19 protein-coding genes are annotated in these 20,482 nt (G+C 70.5%); 6 read left to right on the top strand and 13 right to left on the bottom strand.

Annotated elements, in window-relative coordinates:
* A partial coding sequence (locus tag BBA86_RS12525; RefSeq protein ID WP_141677904.1) for an alpha-galactosidase occupies nucleotides 1–688 on the top strand: 688 nt, incomplete at its 5' end.
* Between the two features lie 6 nt (nucleotides 689–694).
* Here the strand turns inward: BBA86_RS12525 and BBA86_RS12530 are convergent.
* On the bottom strand, nucleotides 695–1,063 hold the full coding sequence (locus tag BBA86_RS12530) for a MerR family transcriptional regulator (RefSeq protein WP_065571858.1): 369 nt from the start codon (nucleotides 1,061–1,063) through the stop codon (nucleotides 695–697).
* A 125-nt stretch (nucleotides 1,064–1,188) separates the two neighbouring features.
* Between BBA86_RS12530 and BBA86_RS12535 the strand changes: the two genes are divergently transcribed.
* Together BBA86_RS12535 and BBA86_RS12540 are read left to right on the top strand one after the other, a co-directional pair.
* Complete coding sequence (locus BBA86_RS12535; protein ID WP_065571859.1) at nucleotides 1,189–2,697, top strand: SulP family inorganic anion transporter; 1,509 nt, start codon at nucleotides 1,189–1,191, stop codon at nucleotides 2,695–2,697.
* A gap of 79 nt (nucleotides 2,698–2,776) precedes the next feature.
* Complete coding sequence (locus BBA86_RS12540) at nucleotides 2,777–3,847, top strand: Gfo/Idh/MocA family protein (protein ID WP_065571860.1); 1,071 nt, start codon at nucleotides 2,777–2,779, stop codon at nucleotides 3,845–3,847.
* A 5-nt stretch (nucleotides 3,848–3,852) separates the two neighbouring features.
* Here the strand turns inward: BBA86_RS12540 and BBA86_RS12545 are convergent, their stop codons facing one another.
* The gene (locus BBA86_RS12545; protein ID WP_065571861.1) at nucleotides 3,853–4,221 is read right to left on the bottom strand and encodes a VOC family protein; all 369 of its coding nucleotides are present in this window, start codon (nucleotides 4,219–4,221) and stop codon (nucleotides 3,853–3,855) included.
* Between the two features lie 59 nt (nucleotides 4,222–4,280).
* On the opposite strand from BBA86_RS12545, the gene BBA86_RS12550 reads away from it, so the two are divergent.
* Nucleotides 4,281–4,724, top strand: coding sequence for a MarR family winged helix-turn-helix transcriptional regulator (locus BBA86_RS12550; protein ID WP_065571862.1), 444 nt, complete (start codon nucleotides 4,281–4,283; stop codon nucleotides 4,722–4,724).
* A 6-nt stretch (nucleotides 4,725–4,730) separates the two neighbouring features.
* Here BBA86_RS12550 and recQ read toward each other — a convergent pair whose 3' ends face one another.
* A complete protein-coding gene (gene recQ / locus BBA86_RS12555; RefSeq protein WP_141677877.1) occupies nucleotides 4,731–6,785 on the bottom strand; it encodes a DNA helicase RecQ in 2,055 nt (684 codons plus the stop codon).
* A gap of 216 nt (nucleotides 6,786–7,001) precedes the next feature.
* Complete coding sequence (locus tag BBA86_RS12560) at nucleotides 7,002–7,574, bottom strand: GNAT family N-acetyltransferase (RefSeq protein WP_065571863.1); 573 nt, start codon at nucleotides 7,572–7,574, stop codon at nucleotides 7,002–7,004.
* Between the two features lie 113 nt (nucleotides 7,575–7,687).
* On the opposite strand from BBA86_RS12560, the gene BBA86_RS12565 reads away from it, so the two are divergent.
* A complete protein-coding gene (locus BBA86_RS12565) occupies nucleotides 7,688–8,920 on the top strand; it encodes an HNH endonuclease signature motif containing protein (RefSeq protein ID WP_065571864.1) in 1,233 nt (410 codons plus the stop codon).
* A gap of 78 nt (nucleotides 8,921–8,998) precedes the next feature.
* Here BBA86_RS12565 and BBA86_RS12570 read toward each other — a convergent pair whose 3' ends face one another.
* Entirely contained in the window at nucleotides 8,999–9,541 is a 543-nt protein-coding gene (locus BBA86_RS12570; protein ID WP_065571865.1) for a DUF1697 domain-containing protein, read from the bottom strand.
* A 53-nt stretch (nucleotides 9,542–9,594) separates the two neighbouring features.
* Here BBA86_RS12570 and BBA86_RS12575 point away from each other — a divergent pair, with 53 nt between their 5' ends.
* Nucleotides 9,595–10,137, top strand: coding sequence for a pyridoxal 5'-phosphate synthase (locus BBA86_RS12575; RefSeq protein ID WP_065571866.1), 543 nt, complete (start codon nucleotides 9,595–9,597; stop codon nucleotides 10,135–10,137).
* Here BBA86_RS12575 and BBA86_RS12580 read toward each other — a convergent pair.
* From BBA86_RS12580 to BBA86_RS12615, 8 genes are all read right to left on the bottom strand, one after another.
* Nucleotides 10,134–12,632: a DEAD/DEAH box helicase gene (locus tag BBA86_RS12580; protein WP_065571867.1), complete on the bottom strand. Its 2,499-nt coding sequence runs from the start codon at nucleotides 12,630–12,632 to the stop codon at nucleotides 10,134–10,136. The two genes, BBA86_RS12575 and BBA86_RS12580, sit on opposite strands and share 4 nt — an antisense overlap.
* 53 nt (nucleotides 12,633–12,685) lie before the next feature.
* Nucleotides 12,686–13,846, bottom strand: a complete 1,161-nt coding sequence (locus BBA86_RS12585) for a glycoside hydrolase family 3 N-terminal domain-containing protein (RefSeq protein WP_065572305.1) — start codon at nucleotides 13,844–13,846, stop codon at nucleotides 12,686–12,688.
* 281 nt (nucleotides 13,847–14,127) lie between these two features.
* Nucleotides 14,128–15,585 carry a cation acetate symporter gene (locus BBA86_RS12590; RefSeq protein ID WP_065571868.1) on the bottom strand — a complete coding sequence of 486 codons (1,458 nt, stop codon included), beginning with the start codon at nucleotides 15,583–15,585 and terminating at the stop codon, nucleotides 14,128–14,130.
* Nucleotides 15,582–15,950, bottom strand: coding sequence for a heavy metal transporter (locus tag BBA86_RS12595; RefSeq protein ID WP_065571869.1), 369 nt, complete (start codon nucleotides 15,948–15,950; stop codon nucleotides 15,582–15,584). The genes BBA86_RS12590 and BBA86_RS12595 overlap by 4 nt, the downstream gene beginning before the upstream one ends.
* On the bottom strand, nucleotides 15,947–16,657 hold the full coding sequence (locus tag BBA86_RS12600) for a LytR/AlgR family response regulator transcription factor (protein ID WP_065572306.1): 711 nt from the start codon (nucleotides 16,655–16,657) through the stop codon (nucleotides 15,947–15,949). Before BBA86_RS12600 ends, BBA86_RS12595 begins: the two co-directional genes overlap by 4 nt.
* Before the next feature lie 5 nt (nucleotides 16,658–16,662).
* Entirely contained in the window at nucleotides 16,663–17,850 is a 1,188-nt protein-coding gene (locus BBA86_RS12605; protein WP_065571870.1) for a sensor histidine kinase, read from the bottom strand.
* Between the two features lie 23 nt (nucleotides 17,851–17,873).
* On the bottom strand, nucleotides 17,874–18,110 hold the full coding sequence (locus tag BBA86_RS12610) for a YbdD/YjiX family protein (RefSeq protein WP_223247094.1): 237 nt from the start codon (nucleotides 18,108–18,110) through the stop codon (nucleotides 17,874–17,876).
* A gap of 16 nt (nucleotides 18,111–18,126) precedes the next feature.
* Nucleotides 18,127–20,388 (bottom strand): carbon starvation CstA family protein, encoded by a 2,262-nt coding sequence (locus BBA86_RS12615; protein ID WP_065571871.1) that lies wholly within the window; start codon nucleotides 20,386–20,388, stop codon nucleotides 18,127–18,129.
* Between the last annotated feature and the right edge of the window lie 94 nt (nucleotides 20,389–20,482).

The following is a 20,482-nucleotide window of genomic DNA, read 5'->3' on the forward strand; positions in this document are numbered from 1 at the left end:
GCACCCGGGCCTGGAGATCGAGAGCTGCGCCTCCGGCGGGGCGCGCGTCGACCTCGGGATCCTCGACCGCACCGACCGGATCTGGACGAGCGACTGCCTCGACCCCGTCGAGCGCCTCGAGAACCAGCGCTACACCGCGCTCGTCGTGCCGCCCGAGATGATGGGCATGCACCTCACCACCCCGCACGTGCACTCCACCGGCCGCACCGTGTCGCTCACGATGAGCGGAGCCGTCGCCCTCTTCGGCCACTTCGGCATCGAATGGGACGTCACGACCCTGTCCGACACGGATGCCGCCACGGTCGGCGCGTGGGTCGCCCTCGCCAAACGGGTCCGCCCCCTCGTCGCCACCGGACGCCTGGTCAACGCGGACGTCGCCGACCCCGGACTCGACGTCCGCGGGGTCGTCGCGGAGGACGCGGCATCCGCCTTCTTCACGATCACGCAGACGCAGACGCTCATCTCGTCGCCGGCCGGTCGCGTGCGACTCCCCGGGCTCGACGCGAACCGCGTCTACCGCGTGCAGCTCGTCACTCCGGGCGGGATCGTCGAGACCCCCGCGCAGTCGCCGCTCGAGTGGGCGCACCACGACACGGTGCTGAACGGGCGTCAGCTCGCCGTCGTCGGCCTGCGTCCGCCCGTGCAGAACCCGCAGCAGTCGGTCGTCGTGGAGGTCACCGCGATCTGAGAGCCGTCAGATGCGTTCGAGCTGGTCGAGGAACTCGTCGGCCATCTCGACCTGACGGCGGAGCTTCTCGCGCCGAGCCGCAGCCTCGGCGCGGACGCCGTCGAGGCGGGCACGGCTCTGCGGGTCGTCGGCATCCTCAGCCATCGCGTCGACGACCTCGAGGAGTTCGCGCATCTCGTCGAGGGTGAACCCGAGCGGCTTCATGCGCCGGATGAGCAGGATGCGGGCGACGTCACCCTCGGTGTAGAGCCGGAACCCGCCGTCGGTGCGCGCCGACGGGGTGACGAGGCCGATCTCGTCGTAGTGACGAAGGGTGCGGAACGAGAGCCCGGTCCGCTCGGCGACCTCGCCGATGCGCATCGTGTCGTCGGTCATGCGGTTCCCTCCGAGTGGACAGCAAACCTCACGTTACGTTAGGTTTAGTCGTGCGCCATTTGCGCCCCCCTATTCTTCCGCGCCGCCCTCAGGCTTGCGCACGCCCCTCCCCCGACGGAGTCATCATGACCACCACCGCTCCCGCGCGCCCGCGCATCGAACCGACGGTGCTGCAGGCTCTCCGCAGCCCGCGCCTGCTGACCCGAGAGGTCCTCGCCGGTCTCGTCGTCGCGCTCGCCCTCATCCCCGAGGCCATCGCGTTCTCGATCATCGCGGGCGTCGACCCCCGGGTCGGGCTCTTCTCGTCGTTCATCATGGCCGTCGCGATCGCCTTCCTCGGCGGCCGCCCCGCGATGATCACCGCGGCGACCGGCGCCGTCGCGCTCGTCATCGCGCCCGTCGTCCGCGAGTACGGGATGGATTACTTCATCGCGACCGTCCTCCTCGGCGGGGCGATCCAGATCATCCTCGGGCTCGTGGGCGTGGCGAAGCTCATGCGCTTCATCCCCCGCAGCGTCATGGTCGGCTTCGTCAACGCGCTCGCGATCCTGATCTTCCTCGCCCAGCTGCCGCAGCTGTTCGGCGACGGCATCCCCTGGCTCGTCTGGCCGCTGCTCGCCGTCGGGCTGGTCGTCCTCTACGCGATGCCGCGGCTCACCAAGGCCGTGCCCGCGCCCCTGGTCACGATCGTGCTGCTGACCGCGGCCGTCGTCGTTTTCGCGTGGAACGTCCCCACCGTCGGCGACCAGGGCGAGCTCCCCGAGAGCTTGCCGTCCCTGTTCATCCCGAACGTGCCGCTGGCGCTCGAGACGCTGCAGATCATCGGCCCGTTCGCGCTCGCGATGGCGGTGGTCGGACTGCTCGAGTCGCTCATGACCGCCAAGCTCGTCGACGACATCACCGACACGCACTCCTCGAAGACGCGCGAATCGCTCGGCCAGGGCGCGGCGAACATCCTCTCCGGCGCCTTCGGCGGCATGGGCGGCTGCGCGATGATCGGCCAGACGATGATCAACGTGAAGGCATCGGGTGCCCGCACCCGCATCTCGACGTTCCTCGCCGGCGTGTTCCTGCTCATCCTCGTGCTGGCGCTCGGCGACGTCGTGGCGATCATCCCGATGGCCGCCCTCGTCGCCGTCATGATCATGGTCTGCATCGGCACGTTCGACTGGCACAGCATCCGCCCGGCCACGCTCCTCCGTATGCCCAAGAGCGAGACCGCCGTCATGGTCATCACGGTCGTCGCAACCGTCTGGACCCACAACCTCGCGATCGGCGTCGTCCTCGGCGTGATCGCCGCGATGATCATGTTCGCCCGCCGGGTCGCGCACTTCGTGACCGTCACGCGGACCCTGGATGCCGCGGCATCCACCGCCCACTACGCGGTCGACGGCGAACTGTTCTTCGCCTCGAGCAACGACCTGACGACCCAGTTCTCGTACCCGGACGACCCGGCGAACGTCGTGATCGACATGTCGCGCTCGCACGTGTGGGACGCCTCGACCGTCGCCGCCCTCGACGCCATCGTGAACAAGTACGAGCGGATGGGCACGGCGGTGACGATCGTCGGGTTGAACGACACGGCATCCGCGTTCCACGGCCGACTCAGCGGAAAGCTCGGCGCCGGCGAGTGATCGGGGGTTGACCGCGGTGCGACAGGCCTGAAGGATGCCGGGGGCGCCCCGCTTCGGAGCGTTCCGACGAAGGGGTCCCATGGCAGAGCCGGCACGATTCGCGATCATCGGCACGGGCTGGCGCTCGGAGTTCTTCCTGCGCGTCGCCGCGGCGGCGCCCGAGCGGCTGCAGGCCGTGGGCGTGCTCGCCCGGTCCGACGCGTCGGCGGCGCGGGTCGCCGGCTGGGACGTGCCAATCCACCGGTCGCTCGACGACCTGCTGGCCGCCAGGCCGGACTTCGTGATCGCGTCGGTGACGTGGCCCGCGATGCCGGGGGTGATCACCGAGCTCGTGGAGCGCGGTGTCCGCGTGCTCGCCGAGACGCCGCCCGCCCCCGACGCGGACGGTCTGCGGAAGCTGTGGCACGACGTCGGCACGAGCCGCCTCGTGCAGGTGGCGGAGCAGTACATGCTCATGCCGGGGCACGCCGCCCGACTCGAGGTGGTTCGGTCGGGCGCGCTCGGCACCGTCGGCGGGGTGCAGGTCTCGTCGACGCACCTGTACCACGCGACCTCGATGATCCGGACGTTCCTGGATGCCGGTATGGCCGAGGCGACCGTGTCGGCCCGGACCTTCACCGCACCGCTCGTCGATCCGTTGACACCGGCCGGATGGTCGGACGACCTCGCGCCGAAGGAGCGGACGACGACGATCGCGACGCTCGACTTCGGCGACGGACGGATGGGCCTGTACGACTTCGTCGACAACCAGTGGTGGAACCCCATCCTGTCGCGCCGGATCGTCCTCCGCGGCTCGCACGGCGAGCTCACCGACGACACCGTGCGCCGGTTCGAGGGCGCCGAGGTCATCACGTCGCCGATCACGTACCGCCGTACGGGTGTCGACCTGAACCTCGAAGGCAACGACCTCGTGTCGGCTGCCTTCGAGGGCCGGATCGTCTACCGGAATCCCTGGGTAGGAACGCGGCTGTCGGAGGACGACATCGCCGTCGCGTCGTTGCTCGAGCTCACCGGACGGTGGGCCCGCGGCGACGGCGCGGAGCCGTATCCGTTGGCCGACGCCTGCCAGGACCACCTGCTCGGTCTCGCGATCGGCGAGTCGGCGCGGACGGGCGCCGACGTGCGGGTCGCCCGCGACGTGTGGAGCTGACGGGTTCAGGCCTTGTCGTGAAGGGTGATCCGGTAGCCGTCCGGGTCGGCGAACGTGAACGTCCGGCCGAACGGGCCGTCGATGGGTGCTGCGACGATCTCGTGGCCGTCCGCGGCGAGCGCGTCGTGGATGTCCTGGACGTCGGTCGCGCGCAGCCAGATCGCAGCGCCCACGCCGGGGTAGGCCGCCGAGGCGAGATCCGTGCCGGGCACGACGTCACGCAGCGCGAAGGCGATCGGCGCGGTGTCGAACACGACGGCGTGCGGAGGCCCCGCGGGTGAGCGGACGAGGCCGAGGTAGTGCTCGTAGAAGCGCTGCGAGGCGTCGAGGTCGCTGACCTGCAGGGAGATGAAGTCGGGTCCGATGGCGGGCATGAGGCATCCTTTCGTGTGTCAGTTATCTGACACTAGCGAGTGTATGTCAGAATACTGACATGGTCCACTCCGACGAGATCGATCTGCCGACGTCGCTCGGCTATCTCCTGAAGGAGGCGGCGACCGCGCTGCGGGTCGCGATGGAGGATGCCCTCCGTCCGCTCGATCTGACCGTGACCGCCTACTCGTGCCTCGAGATCCTCGCGCAGCGGCCCGGATCGTCGAACTCGGATCTCGCTCGGGGCGCCTTCGTGACACGGCAGAGCATGAATGTCCTGTTGCAGACCCTGGAGCGCGAGGGCCTTGTGACGAAGCCCTCCACCGCGGCGGAGGGTCGCGTCCTGCCGATCACGCTGACCGACGCCGGACTGCAGCGCCGCGAGCAGGCGAGCGCCGTGGTCAAGACGGTGGAGGATCGGATGCTGGCCGAACTGTCGGCGGCGGAGCGCACTCAGGCGTTCGACGTGCTCACGCGCATGACGCGGGCGCTGCGCGAGGCCTGACCCGGGCTACGCGTTCGCGATGACGGCGACGACGGCCTCGCCGTAGGCCTCGCGCTTCTTCGCACCGATGCCGGTGATGCCGTCGAGGTCGGCGACCGACGTCGGGCGGTGCTCGGCCAGCGCACGCAGGGTCGCGTCGCCGAAGACGATGTACGCAGGGACGCCCTGCTCACGGGCCTGCTCGGCGCGCCACGCGCGGAGCGCTTCGAACAGGTCGCGGTCGCCCTCGGGCAGCGCGTCGGCGGCCGACTGCTTCTTCGCGCGGGTCGATCCGCCGCCGGTGCGCCCGAGGACGTCGCGCCGCAGCGGCACCGGCTCCTCGCCGCGGAGCACCGGCATGCCCGCCTCGCCGACCGCCAGGACGCCGTACTCACCCTGTGCGACCAGGATGCCGCGCGCCAGGAGCTGGCGGACGACCGAACGCCAGTCCTGCTCGGACAGGTCGTTGCCGACTCCGTAGGTCGAGAGCTTGTCGTGGCCCTGCTGGCGAATGCGCTCCGTGGAGGCGCCGCGGACGATGTCGATGAGGTGCCCGGCACCGAACGCCTGGTTCCGCTCGCGCTGCAGTCGCACGATCGTGGAGAGGAGCTTCTGGGCGGCGATGAGGCCGTCCCAGGTGTCAGGCTTCGTGAGGCAGGTGTCGCAGTTGCCACAGGCATCCGAGGACTGTCCGAAGTAGCCGAGCAGGTTCTGCCGGCGGCACGAGACCGTCTCGCAGAGGGCGAGCATCGCGTCGAGGTGCTGCCCCATGCGCATCTTGTAGGTGCGGTCGCCGGGCGACTGGTCGATGAGGCGGCGCTGCTGCACGACGTCGCCGAGGCCGTAGGCCATCCACGCGACGGCGTGCTCGCCATCGCGGCCGGCACGCCCCGTCTCCTGGTAATAGCCCTCGACAGACTTGGGTAGATCGATGTGGGCGACGAAGCGGACGTCGGGCTTGTCGATACCCATGCCGAACGCGATCGTGGCGACCATGACGACGCCGTCTTCGCGCAGGAACCGTGACTGGTGCCGGGCGCGGATCGAGGCATCCAAACCCGCGTGATAGGCCAAAGCGTCGAGACCCTGCGTCCGCAGGTACTCCGCCGTCTGCTCGACGGACTTGCGGCTGAGTGCGTAGACGATGCCGGCGGAGCCTTCGGGCTGGGAGCGGACGAACTGCACGAGCTGGCGACGCATGTCGACCTTGGGCTCGATGCGGTACTGGATGTTCGGCCGGTCGAAGCTCGCGACGAAGTGCCGCGCGTCGGGCAGATGCAGGCGCTCGGTGAGCTCGGTGTGCGTCGCGCGGGTCGCGGTGGCGGTGAGCGCCATGCGCGGGACACCGGGGAACCGCTCGGCGAGGTCGCCGAGGGCGAGGTAGTCGGGGCGGAAGTCGTGACCCCACTGCGACACGCAGTGCGCTTCGTCGATCGCGATGACGCTGAGCTGCGCGCGCTGCAGGAGCGCAGTCGTCGCGGGGACCGACAGCCGCTCGGGGGCGACGTAGAGCAGGTCGAGTTCGCCGTCGAGGAGCGCCTGTTCGACGCCCGCGCGCTCCGCCGGGGTCTGCGTCGAGTTGAGGAAGGCGGCGCGGACGCCGTTGGCGATGAGCGCGTCGACCTGGTCGTGCATGAGCGCGATGAGGGGGCTGACGACGAGGCCCGTGCCGGGACGCACGAGCGCGGGCACCTGGTACGTGATCGACTTGCCGCCACCGGTCGGCATGAGCACGACCGCGTCGCCGCCCGCGATCACGTGCGAGACGATGTCGCCCTGATCGCCGCGGAACGCCGTGTAGCCGAAGACCTCGGTGAGGACCTTGACCGGGTCGTCGCCGACGTGGTCACGGCGCTCGAGACGCAGGACGGATGCCGAGGGCGCGGCGGGGCGGGCGGGCTGAGCGCGCGTGGGCGCAACGCGCGTGGGTTCGGCGCGAGTGGCGCGGGCGACCGACGCGGCGTAGTCGTCGTACCGCGGGTCGGGCGGCGGCGGCGAGTCGAAGTCGTCCGGCGGCGGAACGTCGTCGGGATCCCACACGAGATCGGCGTAGGGGTCGTTCTGCCATCCGCCGTCACTCACCCGGTCAACCCTAGCCGCGGCATCCGACACGGTCTGCGGATGTGGAGAGCCCCGGCGCTCTTGCGAGGATGGGGAGGAGGGGCGAACGTTTCGCGAGACTGCACCCGCGCGACGAGGATGCGGCGCGTGGGCGCAGTCTCGTCGCACACGTGCAGTCTCGCCGCCAAGGGACGAGGCGCGGGCGGGGCCCGGATCCGGGGCGAGGCGCAGCGGCGATCAGCGGGGCGTGAGCTCGCGGACGTACCGACGGCAGACGTGGACGCGCGAGTAGCGGGCACGGAGGTCGGCTTCATCCTCGATGCGACCGCGCACGAAGGCCGTCACCGGGCTGCTCAGGCCGTCGGGCGTTCGGAACCCTGACGGATCGTCGCCGTCGCCGAGGTAGACGTGGAGGTAACGGGTGGTCTCGAAGAATCCATTCCGGCGGTACCAGGCGTTCGCCGCGACGTCCTCTCGAGTCCAGGCATCCAGGGTTCGGACCCCTCTGGCTTCAAGCCCGCGAATCCCCTGGTCAAGGAGCTGCGTGGCGACGCCGTCATGCTGCCAGCCGGGGAGCACTGCGACGGTGTCGATCGTGGCCTCGACGTCGTCGACCACGATGTCGAGGATGCCGACGATCTCGCCGTCACCTGCCGCGGCGACGAGCCCGATCGCACCGTTGGAGAGTTCTGGTCGCGTCTGCTTCACGTCGTCGTAGTACGCGGTGCGCAGGAAGCTCACAGCTCGGCAGACGACCCAGCCTTCGGCATCCGACTCGCGATACGGCCGGACGGATACGGGTTTCGTCATGTCGGGATCCTCTCTGGCCAGCCTCAACCTGCAGCGCACGACGTCACGGTAACGGGTGCCGGGGGTCGGGCCGTGTCGGAACCGATGTCGGAACCCCCTTCTAGTCTGGGACTATGTCCAGCCCTTCCCCGTATGTCGATGAGGTCCCCGAGGGGATCCCGACGACCCTGGACTGGGTCGTGCTGAGCGCGGACATGGCGACCATCCACGCGGCGCAGCGGTACGCGAGCATCGTCGAGTTGTGGGATGACGCGATCCGCGCGGCGACCCGGGATGAGGGTGCGTCGGTGCTGGTGGAACGGTCGGTGCGGCTTGAAGTCGCGTCGGCGTTGCGGATCACCGAGCACGCCGCGGGACGTCTCATGGGGGTCGGGCGGGCGTTGGTGAAGCGGTACCCGGCGGTGTGGGAGGCGATGAGCCACGCGGACATCACCGACACGCACGCGGCGATCATCGTCGACGGGCTCGATGAACTCGACGTCGTGCGGGATGACCTCGTCGGTGAGGTGCTGGCGCTGGCGGAGGAGATGCCGACCGGGCCGTTCCGCCGCGCGGTGCGACGGATCGTGGACCGGGAGCGTGAGGCGGCGATCGCGGAACGTCACTCTGATGCGGTCGCCCGCCGGCACGTGCGCGTCGAACCCGGTGCGGACGGGATGGCGTGGCTCACCGCGCACCTACCCGCCGTCGAAGCGCACGCGATCCACGGGCGGCTCACCGCTATCGCGAACACCCTCGATGATGAGCGTTCGCTGGACCAGAAACGTGCCGACGTGTTCGGCGACCTCCTCATCGACGGGGAGACCGAATCCCTTCCCGCCTCTGCCCGTGGCATCCGTCCGACCGTGGCGATCACGGTCCCCGCGCTCACCCTCCTCACCGGTGACGGCTCGGCCGCGCAGGTCGACGGCGTCGGCCCTATCCCCCTCGACCGTGCCCGGGAGCTGTGCGGGGCGGCATCCGGGTGGATGCGGGTCCTCACCCACCCCGAGACCGGAGTCGTCCTCTCCGTCGGACGAGAAAGCTACCGTCCACCCGCGGATCTGCGACGGCTCGTCGCCTGGCGGGCAGCCCGGTGCATGGCACCCGGATGCGGGATCCCCGCCGACCGGTGCGACCTGGACCACACCGTCGACTGGCAGCACGGCGGCGACACCGCATCCGAGAATCTCGCCCCACTCTGCCGAGGCCACCACACCCTCAAACACCGATCCGACTGGCGAGTCCGAGCCAAACCTGAGGGCGCGCTCGAGTGGACCTCACCCGCCGGGCGGGTCTACCTCGTGCACCCCGAACGACGCATCCCGCAGTTCACCACCGACCCACCCGGATACCCGCCGTTCTAGGGCTGCCTCACCGCACCATCCGCGCCTCGACGATCCCGGGCGTCCCGGGATCCGTCTGCTCCGCGTCCGGTTCGCGGATCACGCGGCGCACCATTTCTCGGCCAGAGTGCGGATCACGCTCGCATTTCGGTTCGTCGCGACCCCCAGCAGCGAAGCCGCACCCAACGGGTCGACCGTGCCGTCCTGATAGCCCGGCTCGAGCAGCGCGTGGGCCGCACGCCCCCGCACCAGCATCCGGCCCTTGTCGGACGCTCTCTCCTCGACAGCCGCGACCTGCGACGGCGACAGCTCGTCCTTCAGCAGGTAGACGTAGTGCCGCACGAGCCCGGGGTTCTCGTCATCCAGCGCCCGAGTCTGCTCGGCAAGCGCGCGGAACTCCGCAGCGGAGAACACGATCGTCGGCACGTCGAAACCTCGGTCCGCTCCGAAGGCCGTCTCCAATGTCTTCTCGACCCGTTCCCGCGACCGCATCCGCGACGCGAACCGGACATTGCCCGTGTTGATGTGCGTCACGACCTCCTCGAACCCGACACTCTCGACGACACGGCGGATGTCCTCCTTCGGGAACACCCGCTTCGCACCGAGGTTGATCGCCCGCAAGAAGGCCAGATACGTCGTCACCCGCCCAGTCTGCCCGGACCGGCCGACACCCCGCGAGGGAGCAGGATGAAGACATGAACGAGCTCACGCGCTGGCTTCGCGACCAACCGTCCCTCATCGGAACACCGCCGCCCCTCGATCTGTCCGACCTCCCGGCCGACCCTCACGACCTCTTCGACCGCTGGATCCGCGCCGCCGCCGACGCCGGCATCCCCGAAGTGCGTGCCGCGACCCTCGCGACGGCGGATGCCGCCGGCCGCCCGGACGCACGGACCCTCATCCTCAAGGGCGTCAGCGCCGACGGGTGGGAGTTCGCCGGCCCGCGCTCCTCCGCGAAGGGGCGCCAGCTCGCCGACAACCCCGCCGCCGCACTGAACTTCTGGTGGCAACCGGTCATGCGCGCGGTGCGCGTGCGCGGAACCGTGCACGAGGCCGCACCAGCCGAAAGCGCGGCCGACATCGCCGGCAGCCCCGCCGGTGCACTCCTCGAACCCGGCGAATGGGCGCTCTGGCGTCTCGTCCCCGAGCGCATCGAGTTCTGGCAGGGCTCGCCCGACCGCCGCCACGCCCGCATCGTCTTCACCCGCGACGGCGACGACTGGGCCCGCGAGGCCTAGAGCCTCACGACCTCGGTCACCCGCACGACCGCAGCGCCCTCCTCGACGGATGCCTCGAGGTCGACCTCTGCGCGGATCCGCCAGTCGTGGTCGCCGGCCGGATCGTCGATGATCTGCTCGACGCGCCATATGCCGTTCACGGCATCCGACTCGTCGAACACACACAGGGCGGGACTGCGCGCGGCGCCGCCTGTCAGGATCTCGTCGTGATCGTCGAAGTACCGGTCGAGGATCTCGGGCCAACCGGCATCCGGATCCAACTCGACCAGCGCGTCGTCGTTCTGCAGCGCGGCGAGCTGCACACGCCGGAACATCTCGTTGCGCACCAGCACGACGAACGCGCGCCGGTTCGCGATGATCGACGGCGGCGCGGGCGGAACGACCGGCGCCTCGGGATCGGCGGCCGGGTTGATGAGCGCGTTCCACTCGTCGACGAGACTCGAGTCGACCTGACGCACCAACTCACCGAGCCACTCGATGAGATCGAGCAACTCGTCGGTGCGCGCCTCGGCGGGCACCGTCTGCCGGATCGCCCGGTACGCGTCGGACAGGTACCGCAGCACCAGGCCCTCGCTCCGCCCCAGTTGGTAGAACGACACGAACTCGCCGAACGACATCGCCCGCTCGAACATGTCGCGGACGACCGACTTCGGCGACAGCTCGAAGTCCCGCACCCACGGCTGACTCGACGCGAACGTCTCGTACGCCTGCGCCAGCAGCTCCGCGAGCGGCTTCGGCCACGTCACCGACTCGAGCAGCTCCATGCGCTCGTCGTACTCGATGCCGTCGCGCTTCATCGCGCCGACCGCCTCGCCGCGCGCCTTGTACTCCTGCTGCGACAGGATCGCGCGCGGATCGTCGAGCGTCGACTCGATCACGCTCACCACGTCGAGCGCGTAATGACCCGTCCCGGTCTCGCTGTCGTCCGGGGACAGCAGGTCGATCGCGGCGAGCGCGAACGGCGACAGCGGCTGGTTGAGCGCGAAGTTGGGCTGCAGGTCGACGGTGAGACGGATGCCGTCGACATCGGCCACGACGATGTCCGCCGCCGTGAGGGTGCGGAACAGCGCGATAGCCCGGCGGGCCAGCTCGTACTGCCGGGCGCGCGGCTCGTGGTTGTCGAAGACGAGGGAGCGGACGTTCGCGAAGACGTCGCCGCCGCGACCGATCAGGTTGATGAGCATCGCCGAGGTCAGCTTCAGCTGAGGCGACAGCGGCTCGGGCTCCGCCGCGACCAGACGCTCGAAGGAGCCCTCGCCCCAGTTCACGACGCCCGTCGGCGCCTTCTTGCGGACGATCTTCTTGCGCTTGGCGGCATCGTCCCCGGCCTTCGCGAGAGCGACGGCGTTCTCGATCTCCCACTCCGGGGCCAGCACGACGACGCTGCCGTGTGTGTCGTACCCCGCCCGCCCTGCGCGTCCGGCGATCTGGTGGAACTCACGCGCCGAGAGCTGGCGCATCTTCGTCCCGTCGTACTTCGACAGCGCCGTGATCAGCACGGTGCGGATGGGCACGTTGATGCCGACGCCGAGGGTGTCGGTGCCGCAGATCACGCGGAGAAGCCCGCGCTGCGCGAGCGTCTCGACGAGCCGCCGGTAGCGCGGCAGCATCCCGGCGTGATGGACGCCGATGCCGGCGCGCACCAGCCGCGACAGCGTCTTGCCGAATCCGGTCGTGAACCGGAACCCGCCGATGGCGTCGGCGATCTCGTCGCGCTGCTCGCGGGTCGTGAGCTTCACGCTCGACAGCGCCTGCGCCCGCTCGAGCGCCGCGGCCTGCGAGAAGTGGACGATGTAGACCGGCGTCTCGCGGTTCTCGAGCAGCCCCTCCACCACCTCGTGCACGGGCCGCCGGGCGTAGGAGTAGTCGAGCGGCACCGGGCGCTCGACGCCCGCGATGTGCGCGACCGCTCGCCCGGTGCGGCGTTCGAGGTCGGTCTTGATGGCCGTGACGTCGCCGAGGGTCGCCGACATCAGCAGGAACTGCGCCTTCGGGAGGAGCAGCAGCGGCACCTGCCACGCCCATCCGCGGTCGGGGTCGCCGTAGTAGTGGAACTCGTCCATCACGACCTGGTCGATCTCTGCGTCGGGGCCGAGGCGCAGTGCGACGTTCGCCAGGATCTCGGCGGTGCAGCAGATGATCGGCGCGTCGGGGTTCACCGACGAATCGCCCGTGACCATGCCCACGGCATCCGGTCCGAAGATGTCGACGAGAGCGAAGAACTTCTCGCTGACGAGGGCTTTGATGGGAGCCGTGTAGTACGTGCGGCCGCCGCGGGCGAGGGATGCCGCGTGTGCCGCGACCGCGACGAGGGACTTGCCCGTGCCGGTCGGCGTCGCGAGGATCACGTGCGATCCGGACGCGAGCTCGAGGACGGCCTCGTCCTGCGCGGGGTACAGGTCGATGCCGCGCTCGATCGTCCACTCGAGGAAGCCCTCGTAGACGGCGTCGGGGGTCGACCCCGCCGGAATGAGGTCCCGGAGCGTCGAGGTCATCCCTCGAGTCTGCCCCACCGACGGCGGGACGGCGGCACACGACCGAGCACGCGTCAGGGCATGTCCGCCTTCGCGGCGAGCACGCGTGCCGCGGCCGCGTCGACCTGGGCGGCGAACTGGGGGTCGGCCTTCGCCTTCGCGAGCACCGCGTCGTACATCGCGGGGAACACCGACGGCTTCGCCGACACGAGCACGACGTCGACGCCGGCCGAGATCGCCTTCACGGCGCGGTCGGCCGGCGACCAGGCCGAGACGGCGACCGCCGCCGACAGGTCGTCCGAGAACACCACGCCGTCGAAGCCGACCTCGCTCCGCAGGAGTCCGACGACCTTCGGCGAGAACACGGCCGGGGTGGATCCGTCGATCCGGTCGTAGATCGCCGACGAGACCATCACCGCCGACGGGCCCGCCGCGACGAGGGGACGGTAGACGTCGACGTCCGGGCCGTCCCGCGTCACCGTCGTGTCGACGACGTCGGCCGTGGTGTCGGTGTTCGCGGACACGTGGCCGAGGCCGGGGAAGTGCTTGAACGTGGGGAGGATGCCGGCGCCCCGCATCCCCTCGGCGAAAGCCCCCGCCTTGTCGGCGACGGTCGACGCGTCGTAGCCGTACTGCCGTCCATAGCCGCCGATCGGCGGGTTGTCGAAGCGCGTCGCCTTGCTCGTGACGATGTCGGCGACGGGAGCGAGGTCGAGGTTCACTCCCGCATCGGCGAGCTCACGCCCCCACGCCCCGGCCTTCGCCTGGAGCTGGTCGGAAGGCAGGTCTGCCTGGCGGATGCCGTAGGGCATCGCGTCGAACCCCGGTCCCCGCAGCACCTGGACCTCGCCTCCCTCCTGGTCGGTCGCGACCCAGAGCGGCAGGTCCGGCTCGGCGAGCGAGGTGAACCGCGACACGACGCTCGCCGTGGCCGCCACCCCGCCCGTCGACCGTCCGCTCAGGAAGATGCCGCCGGCGTGCCGGTCGCGGACGGCCGCCAGGGTGCCCGGCGACGCCGCGGTCGCGGGGGTCCCGACCATGAAGAGCTGACCGACACGCTCCTCGAGGCTGAGCGCGTCCAGCGCGTCCGGCGTCGGGACCGCCGAGGGCGACGCGGCGGGAGAGGACGCCGGCGGGGACGCCCCCGGAGAGGGTGAGACAGACGGCGACGAAGCTGACGGTGGCGGGGACCCCGTGGGAGAGGGGGCGCACCCTGCAAGGATCGACGCGGCCATCGCCATGGCGAGCACGGACCATCTCCACGACCGACGCACACCGACATTCTGCGCCTGCTCCGGCCGTTGTGCGCCGGGGCCCGGTGTTCCGTATTCAGTCTCGACGGATACTCATAAGGACGTGCCACACCGGATCGCCGGGCATCCGCCCGTCATAGGTCGGCACCGAGACTGAATACCGAACGCGTGTCAGCGAACACCGAACACGTGTCAGCGAACATCGAACACGTGGCGAGGCGCACCGGATCGCCCGGCACGCGCTCTCGCCGACGCCGCCCGCCTCAACTCCTCCCCGGCGTGTGCAGCCTCGCGAGGTAGGCGCCCGCGCGCACGGGCGCGCCGGAGCGATCGGTGAGCGATACGACGACCGAGACGGCGGTCGCGAGGGGAATGGTCCACGCGGCGGGCTGCGCGAGTAGCGGAGCGGCCATGCCGACCCCGCCGACCGCCGCGTGCACGAGGAACGCGAGCCCGCACGCGACCGCGCCGATCACCATGCCCGCCACCGCGCCGCGGGCCGTCAGGCGCGACCACCAGATCGACAGCAGCAGGACGGGCGACAGAGCGGATGCCGCGAACACGAACACGGCGCCGACCGAGGCCACGAGTCCCGCCGGCTGGGTCAGCAAAGCGATGGCGAGCGGGACGAGGGCCACGAGCAGGGCGGACAGCCGGAACGAGCGGACGGAACCGCTGAACACGTCCTGGCTGATGACGCCGGCGAGCGAGACCGTGAGTCCCGCCGACGTCGCGAGGAAGGCGGCGAAGGCTCCCGCGACCACGAGGGCGGTGAGCAGTTCCCCGACGAACCCGGGGAAGACCCGTGCGGGCAGGACGAGCGCGACGGTGTCGGCGAGGCCCGGTCGGGCGAGGTCGGGCGCCACGATCCGCGCGAGCAGACCGATCACGCTCGAGACGGCGTAGAAGACGCTCACCATCACGATGACGAGGACGGTCGTCCGCCGCGCCGAACCGCCGGTGGGGCTCGTGTAGAACCGAACCAGCACGTGGGGAAGACCCATCGTGCCGAGGAGCAGTGCGAGCAGGAGCGACCCGGCGGCGTAGGCGTCGAGACCCGAAGGGCCCGCCTCGGCCGGGAAGACGACGAGCGGATCGATGTCTCTCGCGCCCCCGCCGACGGCGAAGGCGATGAGTACGGCGGGCACGAGCAGGGCGGTGAGCTTCAGCCAGTACTGGAACGCCTGCACGTACGTGATCGCCCGCATCCCGCCGGCGGCGGCCGCCGCCGCGACGAGGACCGCCACGAGCACAGCGCCGACCCACGGCGGGATGTCGGCCACGACCTGCAGCGTGATCCCTGCGCCGTGGAGCTGCGGCACGATGTACAGCCACCCGATGAGCAGGCACGCGGCGCTCGTCACCCGTCGCGCCCGTCTCGATTCCAGTCGCGCCTCGATGAAGTCCGGGATCGTGTAGGCGCCGCTGCGACGAAGAGGTGCCGCGACGAACAGCAGTACGAGCAGGTAGCCGGCGGCGTATCCGATGGGGAACCAGAACCCCTCGGCGCCGCTCAGCAGGACGAGTCCCGACAGGCCGAGGAACGTCCCGGCCGAGAGGTACTCCCCGCTGATCGCGGAGGCGTTCCAGACGGGCCTGACGGTGCGGGATGCCACGAAGAAGTCGCTCGTGGTCCGCGAGATACGCAGGCCGTACGCACCGATGAGCGTCGTCGCGCCGACGACGAGCGCGACGGCGACGAGGTCGAGGACGGCGTTCACCGCTCGTCCTCCTCGCGGAGCGCACGGTAGCGCCGCTCGTTGCGATTCGCGCCGCGGACGTAGAGGATCGCGAACCCCGCGATCGCGGGGTAGAACCCGAACGCGTGCAGCAGCCACGACAGCGGCACGCCGAACCACACGATCTGATCCAGCTCCGGGATCAGCGTGAGCGCGCCGTACAGGACGAGCACCACCACGACGAACCCGAACAGCGTGCCGAGCGCGAGGCGCAACTGCGACCGCCGCAACGCCCGCGCGTACGCAGCCTCGACGTCGTCGACGGGCGCCCCCGGGAGGGCGATCCCGCGGGTCGGTGCGCCGGGCTTTCCGGCGCCTGCCGAGACGCGGACGCGGCCCGCGCTCACGCGCCGCTCCGGCCGATCAGCGCCTCCCGCACGAGCGGCACGAATCGGCGGCTGACGGGGAGCGCGGTGTCCCCGACCCACACGGCGGGTTCGGCACCCGAGAGGCGTACCTCGGTGACGGATGCCGCCCGCACGAGGAACGAGCGATGGATCCGGACGAAACCGGCATCCGCCCATCGCGTCTCGAGCTCGGAGATCGGGATGCGGACGAGGTGCCCCGCGTCGCCGTCGGTCTGCAGCCTCGTGTAGTCGCCTTCCGCCCGCACCCAGCGGACGTCGCGGCGGTGGACGAAGCGGACGGTCGCACCGACCGTGACGGGCAGGACCTCGTCGCCGTCCACGGGTCCGTCGGTCACGACGATCCGGTCGACGGCACGGCGCAGGCGATCGGCCCGGACCGGCTTCAGCAGGTAGTCGAGCGCTCGCAGCTCGAACGCGTCGACGGCGTGCGCGTCGTCCGCGGTCACGAAGACGACAGCCGGCGGGGACGCCAGCGCGCTCAGCGCGGTCGCGAGGTCGAGACCCGACAGCCCCGGCATGTGGATGTCGAGGAACGCCGCCGCGACCTGGCGCTCCGTCAGCAGCCGCAGCGCGTCAGCGCCGGACGAGGCCGTGACCACCTCGCCGATCCGCTCATCTGCGCGCAGGAGGAAGGCGAGCTCGTCGAGCGCCGGCTTCTCGTCGTCGGCGACGAGGACGTCGATCATGGCGGTCACCTCAGCCCTGCCGATTCGTGATGCGGCTGCGACTTCGGCACGCGCATCCGCACCAGGGTACCGGCGCCCGTGTTCGTCTCGACGACGAGCCCGCCCTCGGCGCCGTAGAGCTGTCGGAGCCGGGTGTCGACGTTCCGGAGCCCGACGTTCGCCGCGTCGCCGGTGCGTGTCAGGAGCGCGTGCAGTTCGTCCGGATCCATGCCCGCCCCGTCGTCCTCGACCGTGATCTCGGTGTGGGTCGCGGCATCCTCCGATGCGATGAGGATCGTCCCGCCGCCCTCCCCCGGCTCGAGCCCGTGCCGGACGGCGTTCTCGACGAGCGGCTGCACCGACAGGAACGGGATGACGGTGGCCAGCGTCTCGGGCGAGATCCGCAGCGTCACGGTGAGGCGGTCGCCGAAGCGCGCCCGCTCGAGTTCGAGGTAGGAGTGGATGCTGCGGAGTTCCTCTGCGAGCGTCGTGAACTCGCCCTGGCGTCGGAACGAGTAGCGCGTGAAGTCGGCGAACTCCAGCACCAGTTCGCGTGCGCGAGGCGGATCGGTCGTGATGAACGAGGCGATCGCGGTGAGCGCGTTGTAGATGAAGTGCGGCGAGATCTGCTGCCGGAGCGCCCGCAGGTCTGCTTCGGCGAGCGCCGCGCGCGAGGCATCCAACTCCCCGAGCGTCGCCTGCGCGGCGCACCACTCGGCGACCTCCCCCGCCGCGCGGACGAGAGCGGCCCGGACGGGCGCGGCGAAGGCGACGAGCACACCCGCGACGGCACCGTCCACGCGGATCGGTGCGCCGACGGCCTCGAGCCCGTCCCCGCCATCGGCGCGGGGGAAGACGCGGCGCTTGCCGGTCTCGGCGACCTGCGCCGCGATGCGGCGAGCCGCGGCATCCAATCCCTCGGACTGGCCGTCACGCGCGACGATCACGTCGCCGACCACGAGAGCCACGGCTGTGCTGCCGAGGACGGCCCGCAGGTGCCGCGCCGCGCGGGCGACGTCGGGGGTCGCGAGACCGCCCCGCAGGTAGGGCGCCGCGAGGCTCGCCTGATGCAGCGCTCGGTAGGTGGCCTCCTCGGCCTCGCTGCCGAGCCCTCCCGCGCCGCGCGCGTAGCGCCGGGCGAACATCAGCAGGGCGGACAGCACGATGCCGCCGACCACGCCGAGCAGGGCGGCGAGGACGACGGCATCGGTCATGCGACGAGCCTAGATCGCGGGCGTCAGCAGCAGCGGGCGCCCGGGTTGCGGTCCTGGTCGTCCATCTTCTGACGCCAGAACTGCCGTTCGGTCATCGGCGCCTCGTCGGGGTGCACCCGGCGGTGGTGCGCGACGTAGGTCGCGTACGCCGTGTCGCCCATGAGGGTGGTCATGTACCAGCGGATGCCGCGGCCCACCCGCACGACGAGGTCGAGCATCGCCCGCATCGGCGTCACCGCGGCATCCGTCCGAACACTCATGTCAGTGCCTTCTTCCTCAGTGCCTGTTCGCGGCGCGCTCGTCGGCGAGGAGCGGCTCCCACTGCTTCTCGAGCTCGCGCTCGGAGGCGGTGCCGATGAACCCGGCGGGGGCGAAGCGGCGCGAGGCGACCGGCTCGTCCTCGTGGTTCTCGCCGCCGCCGCGGCGGATCGCGGCGATCGTGACGACCACGGCGGCGATGATCACGATGATGGCGAGGACGACGAACACGATCGACAGGGTGCCCTGCACGAAGGTGTTGCGGATGACGGCCTCCATGACCTTCGGCTCGCCGAGTTCCGTGTTCCCGGCGGCGAGCGCGTCGCGGTATCGGAAGTGGTTCGACCAGTATCCGATCGCCGGGTTCGGCGAGAAGATCTTGTAGGCCGACGCGGTGATCGTCACGACCGCCGCGAACGCCAGCGGCAGGGCGACGATCCAGAGCCACCGCACGTACGACGGGCCGCGCTTGGCGATGATCGCGAGGACCACGGCGAGCGCGATCGCGGCGAGCAGCTGGTTGGCGATGCCGAACAGCGGGAAGAAGGTGTTGATGCCGCCGAGCGGGTCGGTCACCCCGAGGATGAGGATCGCGCCCCAGCCGGCGACCATGATCGCCGTCGTGATCCAGACACCCGGACGCCACGACACGTCGCGGAACTTCGGGACCCAGTGGCCGATCGAGTCCTGCAGCATGAAGCGCGCGACGCGGGTACCGGCATCCACCGCCGTGAGGATGAACAGCGCCTCGAACATGATCGCGAAGTGGTACCAGAACGCCATCATCGCGGGACCGCCGAGGGCCTGGTGCATGATGTGCGCGAGACCCAGCGCCAGGGTCGGCGCCCCACCGGTGCGCGAGACGATCGACTCCTCGCCGACCGCCGCGGCCGTACTCGTGAGCATGTCGGGGGTGAGGTTCACCCCGGTGATACCGAGCGAGTTCACGAAGGCGACGGCACCCTCCACGGTGCCCATCGTCGACGCGGCCGACGCGTTCATCGCGTAGTAGATCCCCTGGTCGATCGAGATCGCGGCGACGAGGGCCATGATCGCGACGAAGGACTCCATGATCATGCCGCCGTAGCCGATGAAGCGCGTCTGGCGCTCCTTCTCGACGAGCTTCGGGGTCGTGCCCGAGGAGATCAGCGCGTGGAATCCCGAGAGGGCGCCGCACGCGATCGTCACGAACAGGAACGGGAAGAGGGGACCGGCGAACACCGGCCCGGTGCCCTCGAGGGCGAAGTCGGTGACGGCGGGAACGGTGATCTCGGGGCGGACGAGGACGATCGCGCCGGCGAGCATCACGATGACGCCGATCTTCATGAACGTCGAGAGGTAGTCGCGGGGGGCGAGCAGCAGCCAGACGGGGAGGACGGCGGCGATGAAGCCGTAGATGATGATGCCCCACGCGATGACGCTGCGGTCGAGGTGCAGGAACTCCTGGCCCCATGCGGTCTCGGCGACCCAGCCGCCGGCGACGATCGCGCCGATGAGCAGGACGAAGCCGATGATCGAGACCTCGGTGACCTTGCCGGGGCGGAGGTACCGCAGGTACAGGCCCATGAAGAGGGCGATCGGGATGGTCATCGACACCGAGAAGACGCCCCAGGGGCTCTCGCCGAGCGCGTTGACGACGACGAGGGCGAGGATCGCGACGATGATCAGCATGATCAGCAGCGACGCGACGATCGCGGCGGTGCCGCCGATCTTGCCGAGCTCCTGGCGAGCCATCTGGCCGATCGTCCGGCCGCCGCGGCGCATCGAGAAGAAGAGCACCGTGTAGTCCTGGACAGCACCGGCGAGCACGACGCCGACGATGATCCAGATGGTGCCGGGGAGGAAGCCCATCTGTGCCGCGAGCACGGGACCGACGAGCGGGCCCGCGCCGGCGATGGCGGCGAAGTGGTGACCGTAGAGCACGCGACGGTCGGTCGGAACGTAGTCCTTGCCGTCCTGCTTCACCTCGGCGGGCGTGGCGCGACGGTCGTCGGGGCGCAGCAGGTGCTTCTCGATGACCTTCGAATAGAAGCGGTAGCCGATCAGGTAGGTCGCGACGGCCGCGAATACGAACCAGATCGCGTTGACGGTCTCACCGCGGACGATCGCGAGCATCGTCCAGCCGAGGCCGCCCGCGAGGGCGATGAGCGCCCAGATGACGATCTTCAGCGGCGTCCAACGGCTGTCCTTCGTCTTCTGCTCCTCGGTGAGGGCGACGGGGGGAAGTGAGGGATCGGGTTCGAGCGTGGCGGCCTTGCCGCGGCGCGACGGTGCAGACATGGGCGACTCCTTCGGGCGCGTCTTTGCGTACACGCCAGGGTAGGAAGACGGATGCCGCGGCCCGGGGCGCTCGAGCGGCGTATGCGACGAGCGG

The sequence above is a fragment of the Microbacterium oleivorans genome (assembly GCF_001691565.1).
Lineage (GTDB): Bacteria > Actinomycetota > Actinomycetes > Actinomycetales > Microbacteriaceae > Microbacterium > Microbacterium oleivorans_B.